Source organism: Ezakiella sp. (assembly GCF_034180565.1).
Lineage (GTDB): Bacteria > Bacillota > Clostridia > Tissierellales > Peptoniphilaceae > Ezakiella.
This window is the reverse complement of the sequence record NZ_JAXFOB010000011.1, coordinates 17724-39209: the sequence shown is the minus strand read 5'-3', so window position 1 is coordinate 39209 and position 21486 is coordinate 17724. Positions and strand designations below refer to the sequence as shown.

7 protein-coding genes are annotated in these 21486 nt (G+C 38.1%); 1 reads left to right on the top strand and 6 read right to left on the bottom strand.

The window, feature by feature from the left end; all coding sequences use genetic code 11:
- Positions 1 to 318 precede the first annotated feature (318 nt).
- The 3 genes from SPI61_RS03135 to SPI61_RS03125 form a co-directional block, all read right to left on the bottom strand.
- Positions 319 to 1152, bottom strand: a complete 834-nt coding sequence (locus SPI61_RS03135; RefSeq protein WP_321136669.1) for a protease complex subunit PrcB family protein — start codon at positions 1150 to 1152, stop codon at positions 319 to 321.
- A 48-nt stretch (positions 1153 to 1200) separates the two neighbouring features.
- Positions 1201 to 3231 (bottom strand): S-layer homology domain-containing protein, encoded by a 2031-nt coding sequence (locus SPI61_RS03130; RefSeq protein WP_321136668.1) that lies wholly within the window; start codon positions 3229 to 3231, stop codon positions 1201 to 1203.
- A 134-nt stretch (positions 3232 to 3365) separates the two neighbouring features.
- The gene (locus SPI61_RS03125) at positions 3366 to 3941 is read right to left on the bottom strand and encodes an ECF transporter S component (RefSeq protein WP_321136667.1); all 576 of its coding nucleotides are present in this window, start codon (positions 3939 to 3941) and stop codon (positions 3366 to 3368) included.
- Between the two features lie 301 nt (positions 3942 to 4242).
- On the opposite strand from SPI61_RS03125, the gene SPI61_RS03120 reads away from it, so the two are divergent.
- Positions 4243 to 7026 carry an S-layer homology domain-containing protein gene (locus tag SPI61_RS03120; protein ID WP_321136666.1) on the top strand — a complete coding sequence of 928 codons (2784 nt, stop codon included), beginning with the start codon at positions 4243 to 4245 and terminating at the stop codon, positions 7024 to 7026.
- A 1256-nt stretch (positions 7027 to 8282) separates the two neighbouring features.
- On the opposite strand, the gene SPI61_RS03115 is transcribed toward SPI61_RS03120, so the two are convergent.
- The 3 genes from SPI61_RS03115 to SPI61_RS03105 form a co-directional block, all read right to left on the bottom strand.
- Positions 8283 to 8771: a ferritin gene (locus SPI61_RS03115; protein WP_321136665.1), complete on the bottom strand. Its 489-nt coding sequence runs from the start codon at positions 8769 to 8771 to the stop codon at positions 8283 to 8285.
- A gap of 55 nt (positions 8772 to 8826) precedes the next feature.
- Entirely contained in the window at positions 8827 to 9414 is a 588-nt protein-coding gene (locus SPI61_RS03110; RefSeq protein WP_321136664.1) for a hypothetical protein, read from the bottom strand.
- A 189-nt stretch (positions 9415 to 9603) separates the two neighbouring features.
- The gene (locus tag SPI61_RS03105; protein WP_321136663.1) at positions 9604 to 21396 is read right to left on the bottom strand and encodes an InlB B-repeat-containing protein; all 11793 of its coding nucleotides are present in this window, start codon (positions 21394 to 21396) and stop codon (positions 9604 to 9606) included.
- Between the last annotated feature and the right edge of the window lie 90 nt (positions 21397 to 21486).

The window sequence follows — 21486 nt, the reverse complement described above, 5'->3', positions numbered from 1 at the left end:
TATATTATATTTTTTGGAAAGATAGTCTTTTCCATAGCCATCTTCGTTTTCTTTAATTATTTTTAATTTTTCTTCATATGTTATTTTATTCATTAAAATGCCCCCTTATTTCCGTGTCCGGATTTAAGGGGGCAGTACATAATACCGATTCTTTCATATGCATATTCACACCATAATTTGCGAGGATATTTTGATGAGATGCGCAGTAAACTCAATTTTTAATTGCGCAGGTGTTTAGGCGCGAGGATTCACAGAACCGTCGCGCTACGGATGCGGTTGCAATTTTCTACAAAATATATCGCAAAATAGAACGCAAATTTATCTATCCGTCAACATCCCGTTTTCATCTCCCACTCCTTCAATTTCAATCACATATCCTTCCGGCAATTCCGCTTTCGGGATGACGATTGTTGTTGTAGGGTAGCTGATGACTTGGGTTACCATCGAGTCAGCCGGCGGTCCGATGAGGTCCGGGGTGACGATGATTTTGTTTCCCACTCTTCGAACGGATTTTGTTTTCAGTGAGTAGCCGCCCGTGTTCACTTTCACGGAGTAGGTGATTGAGATGTTTCCTTCTCCCGCGTCTTTCACGAGAAGTATCGGAGAATGTTCCGTTTTTTCGGTTGCAGTTTCTCTAAATTGAATTGTGCCGTCTTTCATTTCGCCCATTTTTTTAATTCTCACGCTCCTTGATTCTTTGTTCCAGCTGACGTCGAGTCCGAGAGCTTTTGCAAGGTCCCTCAGTCTGAAGTAGTTGTAGCCTTTGACGTTAACTTTACTCATTTGGATGTCTTCGTTTCCGATTGAGAGAGTTTCCGTTCCGATTACGGCGCCTTTGAAGTCGATTTCACTTTTCAGTTCGTCGCCCTTCGGCGTGTATTTTCCGTCTTTGATGTAGATTTTGTTTTTTCCGTTTTCATCTTTTTTGTATTCGACTTCGATTTCTTTGTAGTCTTTTATGACGTATGCAAAGTCTCTCAGTTTTAAATAGTTTTCTTCCTTATATAGTACTGTCGGGAATTCGATAACCATGTCTTCAATCGAGATGTTTATTTGGTTTTTCAAGAGGTCCTCCGCCGCAGTCGTTTTTTGCGGCACCGAGGTTCCCATTATTCCGAGTGCTAGAAGCACGGGTAGTATTTTTTTCTTCATGTTTTTTCCTTTCTTTTACAACAAAAGCCGGTTTTGCCGGCTTTTATTTTATTTTATCGGCGAGATTACGTCGCCATTTCCGAAGTTCGAATCGCTCCATGTGCCGTTTTTTGTGACGTGCGCTCTCCAGATTCGAAGGGTTTCGGTTCTTTGGTAGCTTATTGTGTTTGTTGCGACAAGAATTTCGTAGTAGTACGGATTTGTTCTGTCGACGTCGTTAAATGTCGTCATTGTGTTCGTATTTTTGTTGATGTATTCTTTGTCGGCGCCGTAGCCGATTGCTTTATTTATGATTTTTGCAGTTTCGCCGCGGCTTATTTTTTCGGACGGGTTAAACTCTCCGTATGAAATCCATCCGTTTGTCAAAGCGCGTTCGATGTATGGAACGCTCCAGTAGTGTTCTTTGATTTGGAATGTGTTTCCGTTCATAGCTTCGTGTCCGCCAAGTCTTGCGGCGATGACTATGAGTTCTTCTTTTGAGACAAGTCCTTGCGGGTCGAATTTTCCGCCCGGTCTTCCGACCATGATGCCGTAGTTCGAAGCGGCTCTCACGGCGTTGTAGTACCATGCGCTTTGCGAAACGTCGCTGAAGTTTGCTGTGCCGTATGAGTAGTTTTTGCCGGATTGTTCCAAAAGATTTGCAATGATTTGCGCCATTTCGGCTCTGGTTAATGTGCCGGACGGGCTGAATGTCGTCGAGGTGAGACCTTTCATGTATGCGCGTCTTGTGTAGAGCTTTCCGTCGTTTTTCTTTGCTTCGGCGATCGCTTTTCTAAGGTTTTCTACAGCAGTTTTAAGTCCGCCGTTTCCTTTTAGAGCTTTGTTTGTTTCGTCAATCGCTTTTTCAAGATTGTCTTTATATTTTTTCCAATATGAATCGTTTCTTTTGTCTTTTAATTTTTTCGCTTCTGCGATAAGTTCATTTGCTTCTTTTACATTTTTGTTGTCGTATGAGCCAATTGTGTCGAAGCCGTTGTAGTCGTAGATGCTCGGGTATTTCAAATGTCCGATGTCGCGTGTGCAAAGGCTTGAAATCGGCATATCGTCAAGCACTGCATTTGCAGCGTCGACAAGGGTTTCGACATAATATCTCATCGAGAGACCGTTGTATTTGTCGAGGTACCAGTCGGCGGTGTAGTTGTAGCCGCGACCTTTGTCATATTCATCCGGGTAGTAGCCGAATTTTTTGTAGAATTCGTAGTATGAGTACGGAATTCCATTTACATAGTAGTAGCCGTTTCTGTATGAGTCGTAGTTTCTGTAGTAGCCGTTGTAGTATTTTCCGTATTTGTCATAGTATCTTCCGTTGTATGAGTATGAGAATTTTCCATATTTGAAGTCGTCAACAATGTTTGAAACTGTGTCGAGACTTGTTTCGAATCTGTTTCTCAAGTCTTTTGAAACGGAGCCATAGTCGCCACATCTTCTGATGTCTTTTGCGATTTTAAGCGTGTCCGTCAAAGCGCGAGGTGCATCCGCAGCTTCAAATCCGCCGTCAATGTTCACCGTGAGCGCACCGCTTTTTATGTCGGTGTAGTCGAAGTATGCGCTCTTTACAAGTTTGTAGCCGCTGTAAACGTCAACTCTGTATTTTCCGGCATAACCGATTGTGTAAACTCCGCCGGAGCTCGTGATTTCGCGGTCATATTCATCGTAAACTCGAACGTCCAAATCTCTTATGTCGAAGCCGTTTCTGTCAACGGTGTTTACGACAAATGTGTATTTGTAGTTGTTTGAAGTCGAAAGCGTGAGGCTGACGTAGTTTGTAGAACTATCTACCACAGCCGTTTCTCTCGATTCGACGCCCATATATGTCGCAACGACCGTGTAGTAGCCGTACGGCAATGTGTATGTGTTGCTGTAGCCGATCGGCGTGACTTCTCTTCCAAATGAGTCGTAGATTTTTACAATCGCTCCGTCAATCGGATAGCGATCGTCGCCCATAACGCTTACGATCAAGTCACCGTAGTTGTTGTAGTAGTAGTCGTAGTAGTCGTCACCGTAATAGGCGAAAGTTTTAAACGGCGTTATGCTTATGAGCATTAGAGCCGCCAATATTATAGCAATGTATTTTTTCATAAAAAAACCTCCTTAATTTTTCGTGAATTTACGTCTCTCTATTACATTGTTACCCCGTCTAATTTTTTTCAATACATATTTATTCGATATGTAATAAAAATGAAATAAAACACGCAAGATGCGTGCTCTATCCATTAGTTTATTTCGTCAACTTGTCTTCTGATTTCAGGTCTCTTATTTATTACATACATAAGAACCATTGAAATTATTACTGCAAAAACGGCATTTATAACGCTTGAGACGAATTTTGTTGCAAGAACTCCCCATGCGCCTTCCTTTGGAACGCCGAAAAGAAGATTCAAGGATAAAAATGTCTTTCCGATATAAAGGACGATGTATGTGAGTTGTCCTAAAATTCCGCCGATGAGATTTTTTCTTTTGTTTAGACCTTGACCGTCTTTGCCCATTACGATTGCACCGCAAACCGCACCCATTAAAAATTTAAAAATAAATGTTATAGGAGCGCCCGCGATGTATGCAGGGTTTGTGAGGTCCAAGAAAACCGAGCCGACTCCCGCAGCAAAGCCTCCCCAAATAGGTCCCAAAATCATTCCTGCCAAAAGACAAAAACCATTGCCGAGGTGAAGTCTTGTTGGAGTTCCGATGCCGACCGGAATGTAGAATGAAATGAGCGAACCGACATAAACAAGTCCGATCATAAGTGCAATAATAGCAATTTTTTTAGTAGTAAATTTTTTTGCGCCAGTCATATAATACCTCCATAAATAATTACATCAACTATTATAGCACATCTCGAATGATTTGTTAAATAAAAATTCAAATGCATATGAGTTTTTTGTATTTTGAATTGCAATTTAAAATAATTTGCTAATATGTGATGAATTAATAGGATTTATTGAATATTACTATTGAATTGCGGGTAACTATGATATATAATAGAATCATCAAATAATGACTTGTCAGAAAAATTTAATATATACATTATTTGATTCTATAAGTCACAGTGTACTTATTTGGGCAAGCCCAAAAATTTTATTCAAGGAGGATTGTATGAAAAGATTTATCAGTATACTCGTTGCGGTCATGATGGTGTTGACATTGTTGCCGGTTGGAAGAGTATTTGCAGAGGAAGAAGAAGTGACGAAACAAGAAGAGATGAGAGGACCTAGTGTAGATCCAACTACGATTGAAGAAAAGTTTGAAGCTAACAAAATGGCTTTAAAAGCAAAGATTGATGAAGCTCAAGAAATCGATCTTTCGAAGTATGCCGATGGAGATGTAAAAAACAACTTCACAAAAGCTATTGAAGAAGCGGAAACAGTTTATGCATTAACCGAAGTTACAGAAGAAAATGTTGGAAAAATGCAAGAAGCAACTACTAAACTTACAGAAGCTATAAATACTTTTAGAGAAAATGCTACTCCTATAGTAGAACCGAACCCGGAAGATGCTCTTAATAAAGCTAAAGAAACTGCAAAAATTCAAATCGATAGTTTGGAATACTTGAGTGGAACCGAAAGAGATTCTTACAAAACCGAAATTGATAATGCAAATTCAGATGCAGAAATTAATGCAATTTTGGAAAAAGCTGAAACTAAAAATACTGAAAACAAAGCAGCTAAAGATAAAGCAAAACTTGCTGAAGAAAAGGCAAAAGCTAAAGAGGAAATTAATGCTTTGACTAAATTGACAGACAAAGAAAAAGCTCCTTTCCTTAAACAAGTTGAAGATGCTACAACAGTTGCAGATGTTGAAAAAGCTGTAGATGCTGCTAAAAAAGCAGACAATGATAAACAAGAACCACCGGTTGTAGATGAACTTGCAAAAGAAAAAGCAAAAGCTGAAAAGGAAATCAAAGCTTTAACTAAATTGACTGATGAAGAAAAAGCTCCTTTCCTCAAACAAGTTAAAGATGCTACAAAAGTTGAAGATGTTAAAAAAATTGTTGGAGAAGCTAAAAAAGCAGATACTGAAAAACAAGATCCACCGGTTGTAGATAAACTTGCTGAAGCAAAAACAAATGCTGAAAAGGAAATCAAAGCTTTAACTAAATTGACTGATGAAGAAAAAGCTTCTTTCATAAAAAAAGTTAAAGATGCTACAACAGTTGCAGATGTTGAGAAAGTTGTTAAGAATGCAAAAGATGCAGATGATAAAAAAACAACTCCGTCTGTTCCAAGCGACAACTATTCAACAAGAGTTCCACGCGCAATCAGAAATACAATTGCCAATGCAAATGCAATGATGACTCATCCGCGCTACGGCTTTGCAAGCCCAAGCTCAAGAGCAAATCTCGAAAATAGACTTTCAAGTTTAAAGAGCATTGCAAATGATTTCGAAAACGGTTACTACAACAAGTATTGGAACGGCAAATTCTGGAACGGTTACTACGGCGACGAATGGTATGACTATTACGAAAACGGTTACTATTACAGAAACGGCGTTCCTTACACATATAGCGAATTCAGAGCACACTTCGGATATTATCCGAAATATGATATGTCCGACTATTACGGCAGAGGATATTGGAACGGCAAGTATAGAAGAGGTTATTACCGCGACGGTTGGTATGACTACTACGAAGACGGCTACTACTACAGAGACGGCGTACCTTACACATACAGTGAATTCAGAAGAGAATTCGGTTATTATCCGAGCTATGCTTACGGCAGAGGATATTGGTACGACTATGACGAAGATTGGGACCCGTACTACGGTTACCAAGGACGTTACGGCTACTACTACGGCTCAAACATCAGAGACGCTGTTGAAAGAACAGTCGATGCAATAAATGCCGTTGCAATAAGTGCAGACGCTCCTCTTATGAAAGTTTCATATCCGAGTTCATCAGATTATGACGGATACTACGATTACTATCCATGGTATTATGACCCATATTATTATGACGGATATTATTACGACCAAAATTCATCAAAAATCAGAGAACTCAAGAAGTTGATCGGCGAAGCTGAAGAACTTGCAGCATCAAGAAGCGATGCACAATGGGCTCCATACAGAAGCGAACTCACAGACGCTGCAAACTACGGAAGAAAAGCTGCAAAAGGCAGAGCATCCGTCAAGGGCGCAATCGAAGAGCTCGAAAAGGCAATCAAAAAAGCAAAGACCGACGGAATGAAACTCTATATCAGACGCGGTTATATGACGGGCGTTAACGGAACTGAATTTAATCCGAGCGGAACTCTTACAAGAGCTGAAATGGCACAAATCATTGAAAATCTTCTCGAACAATCGGGCGACACAGTTGCATTTGCTCCGAAGAATTTCAACGACGTTGAATCGGGAAGATGGTACAACAAGGCTGTCAACCTCGTTTCATCGCACAACATCATGAAGGGTAATCCGGACGGAAACTTCTATCCGCAAAAACCTGTTTCGATTGAAGAACTCATCGTCATCGCAGCAAGACTCGGCGGACACACTCCGCAAAACGGCAATGTTTTAGGAATCGAAAAACACTATTGGAGCGTTCACTACATCCAAACAGCATATGTAAAAGGATGGATCGGAATGGACAAATTTAATCCGTCAGCTCCGATAACGAGAGGACAAGCAGTTCAAATTTTGAACCGCTCATTGAACTTCGGTGTCGACAAAGAATTCATCAATAAATATGGCGCACAAATGAATAAATTCTCAGACGTTACAATGTCAAGCCCATATTACTACGACATCGTCGCTGCAACAAACACAATCAGCTATTCACAAGTTCCGAAGAGCAGAACGAGAATTTGGAGAGCATTCCAAACATCAAACGGTTGGTCCTCATCGAAATACTCGAACGGAACATATGTAAAACCTTATACAGGTTGGTAAAAAAATAAAGCACTCGAAAGGGTGCTTTTTTTGTTGCGGTTGTGCGGGAGTGTGGTGTTTGGGTTGGGGCGTTTTGCATGTGTGGGGGTTGGGATGCTTATAAAATCTCCCCAAAACTCCAAAACATTCCCCCTTTTGCGGTGATACACCTTTTTATCTCATCTCGCGACGAAATTAAAATTTCTGCTCGATGGATAAAAAACCGGTCGCCGCTACTGGCAGAGTTTATTTAATTATATTTTTATAATTGTATATGCATCTGTACGCAACGTAGCGTGACGGCATACGTTGTGACGTAAGGAACAACGATGTCCTCACGCCATATATCACGCCCGTGCAATTTACAAACCCACCAACAACGCTGTGCCAATAAAACTTCGAACCCAAAAACCTAAAACGTTTTTTAAATTCATCCACCATTGTAGGTTTCACAGAATATTTTCTGTCCATTTTCTTTATTGGCGGCGATACACCTTTTTGCGCGTTCGGTTACGAAATCATAGATTTCTACCTCACCCGCAAAAAAACTGGTCGCCGCTACGGACAGCGTGTACGCATTTATATATAAATTTTCAACTTCACATCCATAAAATTATTATATTTTTATAATTGTATATGCATATGTACGCAACGTAGCGTGACGGCATACGTTGTGACGTATGGAACAATGATGTCCTCACGCCATATATCACGCCCGTACAATTTACAACCCCACCAACAACGCTATGCCAATAAAATATCAAACCAAAACCTAAAACAATTTTTAAATTCATCCATCATTGTAGGTTTCCCAGAATATTTCTGTCTATTTTCCCTCTTGGCGGCGATACACCTTTTTGCGCGTTCGGTTACGAAATCGAAGATTTCTACCTCACCCGCAAAAAAACTGGTCGCCGCTACGGGCAGCGTTTTTAATTTTCTACAATTAATCTTCGCCGTTATTTGCGTGGATATTTTGATGAGATGCGCCGTAAACTCAATTTTTGATTGCGCAGGTGTGCTAAGTGCACTCCGAGCAAGCAAATAATTGATGTTTGCAAGCAGGTCGCAAAATAGACCGCAAAAAAGTAATTTGCGAGGAATTTTCGATGAGAAACGCTTAGATGAAATATTTTAGGAGTGAGGCATTTTTTGCGGGAGGATTCGCAGAACCATCCCGCTACGGCAGCGTCTACAATTTTCTACAAAATAATTCGCAAATTAGCGCGCAAATAAATAACGGCAGAACAAATGTTCTGCCGTTTAATTTCCCTATTCTATTGTCTTTTTCCCAATTCCTTATCAATCCAATAAGTCGTTGTCTTTGCGTCGTCGAGCAAGTCATATTGGTCAAGAATATGTCTGAAGTTGTCTTCTTCTTCAACTTGTTCATTCAAGAACCAGTCGAGGGTTGTGATTGCTTCGTAGTCTTTTTCTTCAAGTGCAATTTCGTACAAGTTGTGAATTCTCTTTGTTACTTCCTTTTCGTGTTCCAATGCAGCTTCGATTGCTGCCTTTGGACTTTCGTAATCATTTTTTACGTCAGGAATTGCTTTGTATTCAACTGTGCAATCCACTTCGTATAAAAATTCAGCAAATTTTTGATGGTGTTCATATTCTTCTTCAGCTTGAAGTTTCATGAAGTGTTTAAATCCGTCATATCCTTCTTTGCCGAAATATGCTTCCATTCCCTTGTAAACAAATCCGCTTGCCAATTCAAAATTCAATTGTTCGTTAATTGCCTTTGCTAATCTTTCTGAAATCATGTTAATCTCTCCTTTTCTAATATATATGTTCTCTGTGCGTATGCACGGCTAACTGCTATTTTTCCGTGATTTTCACGTTTTCGTATCCAAGAGCTCCGAGATATGTCTTTAAAATAGACTTTGTATCCTCAAAGATGCTTTCTTGGTCCTTTGAGCTTATGAGTTCCTTTTCGATTCTTCTCTTCAAATTCGACACGAGATCATTTGTCTCTGTGACCGATGAAGTGCTTAAATCTGTCGTCACTTCGTGGCTCAAAACCACCGGTTTCTTTAATAGAACATTTATTTCTTTCTTGCCTTTTCTTTCGGCAATGAAAAGATAATCCTCGTCCTTTGTCTCTCCGAATTCAGCGACTTTTTGAACGACTCCAGGTTTTGCATTGTCATATCCGAGCAAAACAACCGACTTAAATTTCGAAACGCCATAGGATGAATCGTCCTCTTTGTCGTAATCTTTGATGTAATAAGTTTTGTTTGCATTCAAAAGACCGGTTATGTTTGCACTCAGATTTTGGTTGTAAGTCTCAGTTTTTTTCTTCGTCGCAACCATAAAATATATTATGAGTGCAATTGCCAAAACAAGCACTCCAACAACTATCCACTGTTTAAAATTCGTTTTTTCAGTACCGGCGTTCTTTTCCATGACAAACCTCCTTAAGTCCTCATTTAGCCCTCATATATTTATATACCCATCTATATTTTTTTATAACATATGATTTCGATTTATTTTTATTGTGCGCATTTTTCAAAAACAATAATTCCGTGTCCTCCATCTATTACAACAAAAATCATCCCATTAAAAAAGCGGCGCATTTTTATCGCCGCTTATAAATTATCTCAAATATCTTTGGAATTTATCCTGAATGATTTCAAAATTTTTCAGTTCAACATTAAATATAATATTTCCATCGATACTATTTACAATTGAATTGATATACTCAATTCCGTGTGACATATAGTAGTTTTCGTCGCGAATGAATGAGTTGCTTGCGCAGAGAATATCAGCATATGACCACATCGACGGATTTATATCTTTGTAGTTTATGACGCTCTTGTCATTTCTCAGGATATAAGTTTTGTCGACCAAACGTCCGAACGCTCTGTTCGAAACTGCTGCAACTTCCTCTCTCGTAATCGGTTCATTTGCATCGAACTTCGCATTTCCGTTTGTATAAATTTGGAGCCAGCCTTCTTCATAAGCCGCTTCAACTTCTCTTGTAGCCCAGTGATTTTCTTTGAGACCCATTCTATTGCCGTCTGCATCTTGTAGTTGTTGGAATCTCTTAAGAGTTGCAATCCATTCAGCTCTCGAAATTTTTTCTTCCGGTCTGAAATATCCGTCGTCATAACCCTTAAAGACATTTGCCTGTGTGGTAATCACAATTGCTTCGGTGTACCATTTTTGCTTTACGTCTTTGTAGTTTATCGGATATACCGGATTGTAGTTGTAACCGTCTTGTTTTAAAGCATTTGCCAAAATTTGTGCCGCCTCAGCTCTTGTAAGTCCGTCGTGCGGTCTGAACTTTCCTTCGAAACCTTGCATGAATCTGACTTCCTTGAGTCTTTGGTTGTCCTTAATCTTGACAATCTTTTCAACAATCTTTTCTTTTTCAACGATTCTGTCTCTGTAAACGATTCGAGTATTTGTTTCTCCCGGTCTTTGAACATAAACCGGAACCCATACAGTCGAACGTGTTCCGTCTGTATAAACAACTTCAATTTCAGCTTGTGTTCTATTCCCCGCCTTCGAAACATCCGGTTGTTTTAGAATTGTTACATAGTCAATGTCTTTTCCATCAGGTGGCGTGATTCTACTTCTATATTCATCCACATCCGGAAATACATTTACGTCTGTAACAACATAATCCGAGCCCGGCTCAGGAATGTCGGCTTTGTAGTAGAAAGCTTTGATATATGTGTCTTCGGTGAAACGATCTTCGATAACATCTCTATATCTTGTTCCTTCCCCGGTTTTAGAATCTGCTTGCCAATAATCAAACAGCCATACTCTGTTGTCTTTGTCATCCTTTATACCTTTCGGTTTTTCGGTTGGAATTTTGACCATTCTGTCCGGATTTACCCAATAAGTCTTGAACGAATAAGTCTCTCTTGTTGCTAAATCTGTCGTATCAACAACAACTTCTACAAATTTATCCGGTACAACCGGCTTTTCGTCGCCAATTTGTTCAACAACATCTTCCGTTACATTGTAATTTACTTCTACAATTTTTACTTCTCCATTCGGATAAGTTACTTTAATCTCTGTTGTTTTATTTACTCCCGGTTTATTTGTATCAGGTTCTGCTCCCGGTACAAATTCAAAACTTGTTCCCGGCGGAAGATTGTCCATGTTTTTAGGGTCATTGTCGTCATAAGGATTCTTGATGAAGTCCTTTGCTTTTGGATCTGACCCCTTTGGAATCCATTGATCGTTGTTAGGTTGCGGTTCAATGTTTTTATTAAACTCATATTTTGCCACAATATTTGTTTCTTCTCTTGTGAATTCATCAGTAATATTTGTTGTATAAGTTTTTCCATTATCATCTGAAACCCAATTGATGAAATTATTTGTTTTCATTACTCCATCAATAGCTTCTACTTTTCCAGTTGGAATATTAACCGGTATCCAAACTACTGTACTTGGTTTTACCCAGAAAGTCTTCACAAAGTAAGTGTTGTCTGTAGCTGCAACTGTTGTATCAACTGTTACCTTTACATAATTGTCAGGTACAAGTGGCTTGTCGTTTCCAATTTGTGGAACTACATTGTCAACCACAGTAATTGGTACTTCAACTACTGTTGTCTTACCATCTGGATATTTTACTTCAACTTTTGCAGTAGTTTCACCCGGTTTACTTACATCAGGAGTGCCGTCATTCGTATAAGTGAATGTTGTTCCTTCCGGTAGTGAATCTTTTTCAACACTGCCCGGAATGTTTTTAATTAAATCTTCAGGAGCCGGAACATCACCTTTTCCTGTTACAACATCGTCTTTTGGAACAGGGCCATTAATCAATTGCTTATACTCTACATTATACTTAGCAGTTATTGCTGTGTCTTGAATAAATACGCCTGAAACTTGTGTGCCTTTATTCCAAGTTGCCACGGTTCCTCTTGTGACTGTCCAAAGTTTAAAGTTAAATGTGTATTTATTTCCACTTGCATCTGTTACTTCCTTACCAACAGGGTCAGCAACCGGTAATGTTACATTTTCCTTCGGATTTACATAGTAAACTTTTTCTGTTGGGTCTTGTGCATTTGCTGTAGGAATAAACTTAACAGTTACATAACCTTCGGGTTTTTCTGATTCATCATCCGTAGTCTTTGGAATAACATCTCCAAGTTTTGCAAAATTAAATGTATATTCTGCATCTTGTGTGAAGGTGGCCGTTAATGGTTTGTCCCACGTTCCGCCTTCTGCAGTATAACCTACATCTGCTTTTTTAGTAATTGCATTTGCAGTATCAGTTAAATCAACTTCTACATCAGGTTTTACATAGTAAGTTGTTGTTCCTTCAAGACTTCCATTCATCGCATTAAATGTTACAGTTACATAGCCATCCGGTTTGTCAGAACCGTCCGGTCTTTCTTGAGGAATTATATTTCCTAAATCTTCATACTGAGCTGTAATTACATAAGTCGGATCATTTGCATTTAGAGTTACTGTTAAATCCTTGTTCCATTTATCAAATTTATATCCGACATTTGGCTTAACTGTCGGTGCAGGGATATTAACCTCAACGCCCGGTTTAATCCAATAATCAGTCGTTCCTGATAAAGATCCATGTTGACCTTTATTAAATTCAACTTTTACATAGCCTTCTACTTCTGTTTCAGAAATATCTCCAGGTTCATTGTAAAGAGCCGTAATCTTATCGCCGTCTTTGTATTGGATATCCTTATCTATAGAAGTGTCCCATCTTGCAAAAGTGTAACCCTTGTTTGGAACAGCTGTAGGCGCTTTTTCTTCAAGAACTACTGCCTTGTTAGGATTTACATAATAAACTGCTTGTCCAGTCAATTCTTTTCCATATTTGCCCCTAACAAAAGTTACTGTGATATAACCTTCAGGTTTATCTAATTCGTCATCTTTTGTCTTTGGGATTACATCATCAATTGGAGTATATTGTGCAGTTACTGTTAAGTCTTTAGTTATAGGTTCATTGTCTGCTTTATCCCAACCATTAGCTTTCCAACCTGTTTCCGGACTTACTGTTGGTTTTTTAATATCCGCTATAGTTTTACCGGCAGTTGGATTTACATAGTAAACAGTTTGTCCTGTTATGTCTTTTCCATGTTCACCCTTGTCAAATGTCACTGTTACATAGCCATCCGGTTTAGGATTATCATCGGTTGTAGGAATAATGTCTTCAAGTTTTGAGAAAGTTCCCTTTACTGTTGTATCTTCAGCATATTTTTTAGCTGTTGTAGTATCTTGATCCCACTTGTCAAATTTATAACCGGTATCTGCAATTGTTTGTGGTGGATTAATTGTTACATCTTTAGCTGGATTTACATAGTAAACTGTAACTTCTTTATCTACAATTTGTCCACCTGTCGCTGGATCAATTTCAAAAGTAACTGTCTTGTATCCATCTGGTTTTTTGTTTTCTGTTCCATCTGGATTAGTCTTTGGAATAACATCCTTAATTTGATTAAAGCTTGCAGTAATTGTTGTTACTTCATCTTTATAAACTGTTGGTATTGTTGCGTCCTTATCCCATGCTCCAAATTCATAACCGGTATTTGCATTTGTTGTCGGTGGGTTAATAGTAACATATTCATTTGGATTTACATAGAATTTTGTAACACCATCAAGTGAACCCTTAGATTGGTCTTCATCCTTAACCTTAAATACTACTTCCTTGTAACCTTCCGGTTTAGTCTTAGTATTGCCCTCATCATCTTTTTCCGGAATAACTGTATCAAGCTTTGTAGCTTTTGCAGTGACAGTTATATCTTCTGTGATTACAAGGCTATCTTCCTTGTTCCACTTATCAAACTCATAACCGGTATCTTCAGTGAATCCCGGTTTAAAAAGTTCTGCATTTCCAAGTTTTATGCCGGCATTTTTCTTAACATAATATGCTTTTTGTTCTGTTAAATTTAAACCCTTTTCTGCTGCGAATGTTACTCTTACATATCCTTCCGGTCTTGTTGTAGGATTATTAACCGGATCGTATTCGATAATATTCTTATCATCTGTCCATTGTGCAATTGCTGTAGTATCTTTTGTTAATGTTATTTCATCGCCTGCTTGATAAATATTGTCTCCAATCTTCCAACCTTTGAAACTTGCATCTTTCTTAACAAGAGCGCCCTTGCCCGCAAGTCTTACACTTGTTTTGTAGTCAACTGTCAATGCCGGAGGTACTGTTCCTGTTGTAGCTCCGTTTTTATCGTAAGTTAGTGTAACTTGTTTAGGCTTGAACATCGCTATATGAACTCTACCTCTTGTAATAGGTTTTTTAGTGTCAATTGCCATACGCCATTGTTCAAATTTATTGTTTTCACTTGGGGTAGGAGTTGGTACTGCAAGTTGCGTGTCTGAAGGTTCAACATCGTCTTTCAACTCAGCGAGTTTAATGCCTTTTTTAGGATTTACAAAGTAAACTATTTCCTGTTCATCAACCGGGTTATCTTCGTATTTCGGATTGCCTTTTATAGTACCTCTTCCATCTGTTTCAAAGATAATTACTACATATCCTGTCGGGGCTGTTTGTGTCGGTCCCGCTTTAATAATGTCAGGTAATTGTTTGTACTGTGCAGTTACAACGATATCTTTATCAATGATAGTTGAATCTTCCTTATCCCATTTGTCAAAATAGTAAGTCGGCATCGGGACTATTGTTATATGCGGCTCAATGTCATCTAAAGTTATCTTTGCATCCGGATTAACATAGAATGTTGTTTGACCGTCCAAAACTCCATGTTCTCCCTTAAGGTAGCGAACTGTTACATATCCTTTCGGCTTGTCATTAACTGTTCCATCCGGTTCTTTGGACTGGATTATATCGTCAAGCTTTTTGAAGCTACCCTTAACAGTTGTTACATCTTCGGTATATTTCGTTGGAACTGTAGTATCTTTATCCCACTTATCAAACTCATAGCCTGTGTCCGCTACTGTCTTTGGTGGATGAATTGTTACTGCTTTATTCGGATTTACAAAGTAAGTGATAATTTCACCGTCACTAATCTTTCCACCTGTAGATGGATCAATTTCAAAGTTAACTGTTACAAAGTCATCCGGTTTTTTAACACTATCATCTGTCTTAGGGATAACGTCACCTTCCAAGTTAAAGTTTGCAATAATCGTTGTGTCGTGCTCGTATTTGATAAAGTTATCTAAACTAAATACTTTTCCGTCGCTCTTCCATGATCCGAACTCATATCCTGTTGCAGGCACTGTACCCGGTGCATTTAATTTAACATACTTATAAGGATTTACATAATAAACTTTTTCATTTATACCGTCAAGCTTACCATGGTCTCCGGACTTGAATGTAACAGTTACATAGCCATCCGGTTTCTTTGTGTTTTCATCGATTCTTTCAATTACATCGTCAATTGCTTCATACTGTGCAATTACGAACATATAATCTTCGATAGCTGTAGTATCAGCTTTATCCCAACCCTTGTGTTTCCATCCGGTATCAGGTGTAATTGTAGGATGTGCTAATTCTCCAACAGTTTTCTTAGGATCTGCTTTTGGATTTACATAGAATAGTGCATTTCCTCCCATTTTTTTAGCATGTTCCCCTTCGATAAATAGAACTGCTACATAGTCTGTCGGTTGCAAGTTAGGTGTTCCATCATCATTTTTGGCCGGTATTATGTCTTTAAGTTTAGTAAAGCTACCGTAAATAGTAGTATCATCAACATATTTCTTTTTATCAGCAGGATTAAATCTTTCGGTATCTGCCGGAGCCAGTCTCCATCCGTCAAACATATAACCTGTTCCGGCTATGGTTCTAGGGGCGATAAGCGAAACCTCTCTATTTGGATCCACATAATATGTTACAGTTTCGCCATCATCAATTTTACCTCCTGTATCCGGACTTATCACAAAAGTGACCGTCTTGTAGCCTGCCGGTTTTTCTGAATCATCGTTTTTTGTCTTTGGTACTACTGCATCTTTTAAGTTAAAGTTTGCTGTTATTGTTGTTTCTTTTTCAGTGTAATTTATATAGTTTGCAAGACTGAATTCGCCCGTATGCTTATCGCTACTCCATGCTGCAAACTCATATCCTGTATTACCAACCGGTGTAGGGGACTTCAGCATTACAAACTTATTAGGATTTACATAGTAAACTTTTTCTTCTATTTTGTTGCCGTTGTCTCTTATTTCACCATTCTCGCCTGCTTTGAAAGTAACTTTTACATAGCCGGGGTGGTCTACTGTATCAGAATCAGGTAATTCTTTAGCTTTTGCAGTTACAACAATATCATTATCAACTATTTCGGTATCGTTGTCCTTATCCCACTTTTGAAACTCGTATCCCGTTTCTTCATTACATTTCGGTTTTACAAGTTCTGCATTTCCAAGTCTTATACCTGCGTTCTTCATTACATAGTAGGCTTTTTGTTCTTTTAATTTTAAACCCTCATCTGCTGTGAAAGTAACTCTTACATATCCTTCAGGTCTTGTAGTCGGTTCATCGGGATCGTAAGGAATGATGTTCTTCACATCATCATACTGTGCTGTAATTGTTGTATCTTTGTTAAATTGTCCCTTTATTTCACTTGCCCAAGTTCTCGCAGGGCTTTCATTTGATTTCCAACCGGTGAAAGTATATGACTTAGCTTCTTCTGTCGCTGTTTTATCTACAGTCTTACCAACCGGATTTTCTACTTGAATTGTTACTTCCTTTGTCGGATTTACCCAGAATATTTTTGTAAATTCGGTCGTTGCCTTATCTGTTGATTTAACAATTATCTTTACATAGCCGTCCGGTACATCAGGTTTCTTATCCGGATCAGTTTGTTCTACTACTTCATTTGTAAATCCCGGAGTAATAATTGTATCCTCTGTGAATTTATGACGTTTGTTAAAATCAAATTCTCCATTTTCATTTTGCGCCTCTTTGTCTGCAGCCCACCTGGTGAGTCCCAATTCCTTTGCGTCTTCTGAAATATCTATTTCAGGAATGTTTACCCATGCATTTTTATTTACATAGTAAATCTTTGAGTCTTTATTGCCCGGCTTATTTGTCGGATTTATTGTAACTTTTACATAATTTCCTGTTACATCTGCCAAATCTCCATCAGCTGCAGTTGCATCTTTTAGAATCTTCGGCATTTCCCCTGATGTCAAAGCTTCGTAGACATTTTTGTAAATTTTTACAGGGATTTCGATTTCTTGCACCGAATTATCTGCAAATTTTATTTTTGCAGGGAATTTTACAGTTCTCACAAGTTCTGTTGAGTCATTTCTGTTTAATTCTTTAACTTTTTCATAAATGCCTTCTTGAGTAATTTCATTTCCGGCATCATCCAAGATTGTTACTGTGGCATCCTGCGGCAAAGCGTTTTCCTTGCCGTCTTTATCCACCCATTTAATTTGTTTCTTTAACTCGTCAATTGTTGGAGCGAAATCATTTACCCATTTTCCGCCATCGTCTTTATAGGCTTCCGTTTTTACTATTTCATTAACCTTCACTCCGGACCAATCAAAGTAGGCCGTGAAGTCATAACTCTTGTTAATAATTGTATCTTTATTAAGAAGTTTTTCATTATCCCAGTGAGTAAATTTCTTTCCTCCATCAGGAGTGATGTAGTACTTTCCTTCTTCTTTTTGTTTTTCGGTTCCGTCTGCATTCTTTCCCCCGACAAATTCTTGCGGAACAGGAAGGTTATCTGATTTTAGCCCAACGATTACATCATAGTAAAATTCCTTAACCGTATTATCCTTACTGTCTGTAAAAGACCCGCCTTCATCTGCTTTAAATGTTACTCTTACATAACCTTTAGGAAGCGGATCATCCTTGTCTTTAACTTCAACAACTCTTACATCTCTGTAGAAGAAATAAATTTCATCAAGTCCCGTTTCGTTGATTCCTGCGAAAGTATCCGTTTCTTCATAAATATCAAAGAATAATTGTTTTTGAGGTTTGTCATTTAAAACCCATCCTGGAATTCTTCTGTAATTTCTAGCATCGTAATGGCGCTTGCCGTTTACTACTGTTTCGTTAGGAACAATGGCATATTTTTCTTTTATCTTTGCAAATTCTTCTTTATTCTTTGCAAGAAGATCTTTATATGCCTTGCTCTTTGTTTCTGGAGCCATAGAATCATCATTTTTAATTTTTTGATAAGCAGCTTTCGCTGTTTTCATAAATTCTTCTACTTCTGCTTTGCCTCTTTGGTCAAGATAATTTACATCATAGACTCTTTCTTTAAACGGTCTGTAGAAAAATTCAAAGCGGTTGTTCTTTGCTTTAGGATTATCTACTAAATCTCCTGTTGCAGGATCTGGGATTTTTTCTGGCTCAACTCTTAAAATTTGGTTGTAAGAGTTATCCCTATTAGTTTCATCCTTATAAGTTTTATAATCAGTATTTGCATTGTAAAGAGCATCCCACTCAGCTTGTGGAACTAAGAGGTACTTGTCCCCTTGTCTACTTCCCAGGCCTGTTGTATAGGACCCAACTCTTCTGTTATAAAGATTTTGTTCTTCATTAGATGTTTCCTTATAATCTGCACTCAAGAAGTGGTGGATGGCCTTAACTGTTATTAGGTCTTGTTTGTTCCAAATTGCCCTAAGGTGAACATTACCAACAACTTCGTTACCAAAGTGATACATTTCAGGCACTTTATATAAGTCTTTATAGCTTGTGTCTACAACTTCTGTGTCTTTGCCATTTTCATCTTTTGTATATCTTACAAATTCCCAACCGGCAAAGTTGTAGCCATCTCTTTTAGGTTCAATGATATTATTAGTAGCATCTTTTGGCTCTTTTAAAATCATCTTGTGGACAAAATTAAAAGTATTTTCTCCATCAACTTTCTCTGGATAAGTGTGAACTTCTCCATCTATTTCAAGTTTTTTAGATTCATCAGATATATTTTTTGTGCTTAAATCTCTTAAACTTCCACCATTTGGATCAAATTTTACCTTCCAAATAGTATCCGGTTCTGCCCATTTAGCAAAGAGAACTTGGTCATAATGAAGTTTTGTTTCATTGCCCTCTTTTACCAAGTTGTCACCAGAAGGATCAAGAGCCCAACCTTTAAAAGTCCACTTTTCAGGTACCCAATCAGGTTTTTTTGGAACATGATTTGTATCTAATTTCAAATCCTTTAATGGTTTTTCATAAGGCACATCTAAAATATTGCCCTCACCATATTCACTGTCATTTTTTACTGTCTTAGGATCATTGTTTAGTTTTAACTTGTACTTGTTACGAGAGTAGTTTGCATAATTGTAGGCATTTTTTCCCTTAAAGAGTTTCGTGCCCCAAGGAAACTTAGGGATGTATTTTATCTTGTCAGCGTCGCTTCTAAAAGGTGTTTTCTGATTTCTCGCATTATTTAAGTCGTTAATCGTTCTATAACTATTATCTGTTGGGTTCTCCAATACCCATTCTGCTTCCCTTCTCTCTTCTTTAAGGGTAAAGCCTTGAAGATTAGGCAAAATGAAGGGATACTCGACTGCATTAGTATCGCTCTTCCAATAGGACATGTCATAATCGATTTGTTCCTTGCCATCGAAATCGTCCTTTATAATATCAATGTGATGCACAACGGCGGTGTCCAAGGATGTCGATCCAATGGAAATCTCATATTTGTCCCTAGCTTTTGTTTGATTTTCTCCTATAGGTATTTGATCTGCGTGACCAAATCCCTCAAATTCTCCTTCACCCACTACATCTTGACTGTCGATAAAATCTTCTGCACTTAAACGATAGGGTGGAGTGTCACGAAAAACTGATTCACCCGCGTTATTGTTAATTATCCAACCTATTAGTCCGATGTCTCCATCTGGATCGCTACTACCAGGCGGAAGATTTGAAACTTCTGCATCCTTTGGCCATATTCCATCCAAGCTTTGGTTGAAGCGAACATCTACTTTATAAGGAGATCCTTCTTGCCCTATGACTTGTCCATCTCTTGTTATAATAGGCCAAAAGCTACCTGCATTATCAAATGCCAGTTCATTAGCAGCTGTAAAGTAAAGGGTATAGACTCTGCGGTCGTAGTAGACATTGTAGACCGTTTCCCCGGTAGACAAGACGGATTTTTGAACATTCGGGTCTTCTTTCGAGGCATTTTGCTTCTTAGTCAAGTCTTCATTTAAGAAGTAATATCTTTCAAATTCTTCTTTATTATTTTGAGCCTTTTCCAATCGTCCGTCATTTAGGTCAGGGAAGGTGATTCCATGGATATCCAAATCAGTAAGGTCTGGCGTAGAACCCGTGTCAACATTATCTACTCTTCTTGAACCAATAAAATCGTAGCGGTCACGCAAAGTAAGTTTGTCGTCTTGGTCATTGTAATCCGGTTTTTCAGTCCAAAATTGGATGACATAGTCTGCTTTAGGCTTGTCAGTCCACTCTGCAGTAAAGGTAAGAGTTTCTGCAGGCATGGCATTTTTTATACCATCTTGGAATTTTCCTCCTACTTCAAAGTCTCCTTTTTTAATAAGAGTATCTTTAGTAAGGGTCTTCCTATTGCCATCAGGATCAGTATAAGTTATATCCTTATTTGCCTTCCAACCTTGTAAATTTGAACCCAGCTTTTCAATATCAAAGTTTAATTTTGGTATTGTTTGTCCATAGATGAGAGTCATTCCTGGCAGTTCAGTTCCACCCTTGGAATCAAATTTCACATCATAAATAGCACGGTTGTAACGCATTTCTATTTCAAAATCATTTGAATTTTGTGGGACTTGGGTTGTAAGAACATTGACTTCAGGTACATAGCCGGTGATTTTTTCACCTTCCAAAGCCTTTATAGTGACAGATGTTCCTGTAACACCTTCTTGATCTGTGTAGATATAATCAGTATCTCCATCTCTATATCCATATTCATTACGATTTTCAAGTTTTTGGAAAGTGTGTTTGATCTTTATATTCCCTCGCTTTGCCTCATAAAGGTAGGGATGTTGACCCTTATATTCATTTCCATCTAAGCTTCCCTTTAATGCATTTTCTTTAATGTATTTATAATTTACAGTAAAGCTTGGTGTTGGTGAAGTATAGCCATCAATGTCTGGCAAATTTATTTTTTTCTTTATCTTATCTTTTTCTGCTTCTGTTAAAACTTTTTGCCCCTCATTGCCATCCAGGTCGGTGTATTCATACTTATCATCACCGACAGTAGCTATATAAGGTTGGTATCCGATAATTTCTTCATCATTTCTCGGCACCTTAAAACCTGCACGCATAGTGTAAAGCTTCGGCATATTCGGATTATTTATATAGTCCGCAGCAGCTTTACCCTCGGGCAAAACAACCGGTTTAATCGGTATTGAGTCATTAACATTATTAATATAGTTAGATTTTTCTTCAACTATATTTTCGTGGTCAAAATCTTTTGCCATTACTTGCAATGGAATTGATGTAACAAGCATCATAATTGCAAGTGCAAAAGCAAGTAAACGTTTTGTTTTAAATTCCTTTCGCATAAATTATAATCTCCTTTCAAAAATAGTTTAAATTTATTATTGAATTTCATTATTACCTATAATATATATTACACCATAAAATTTATTAAA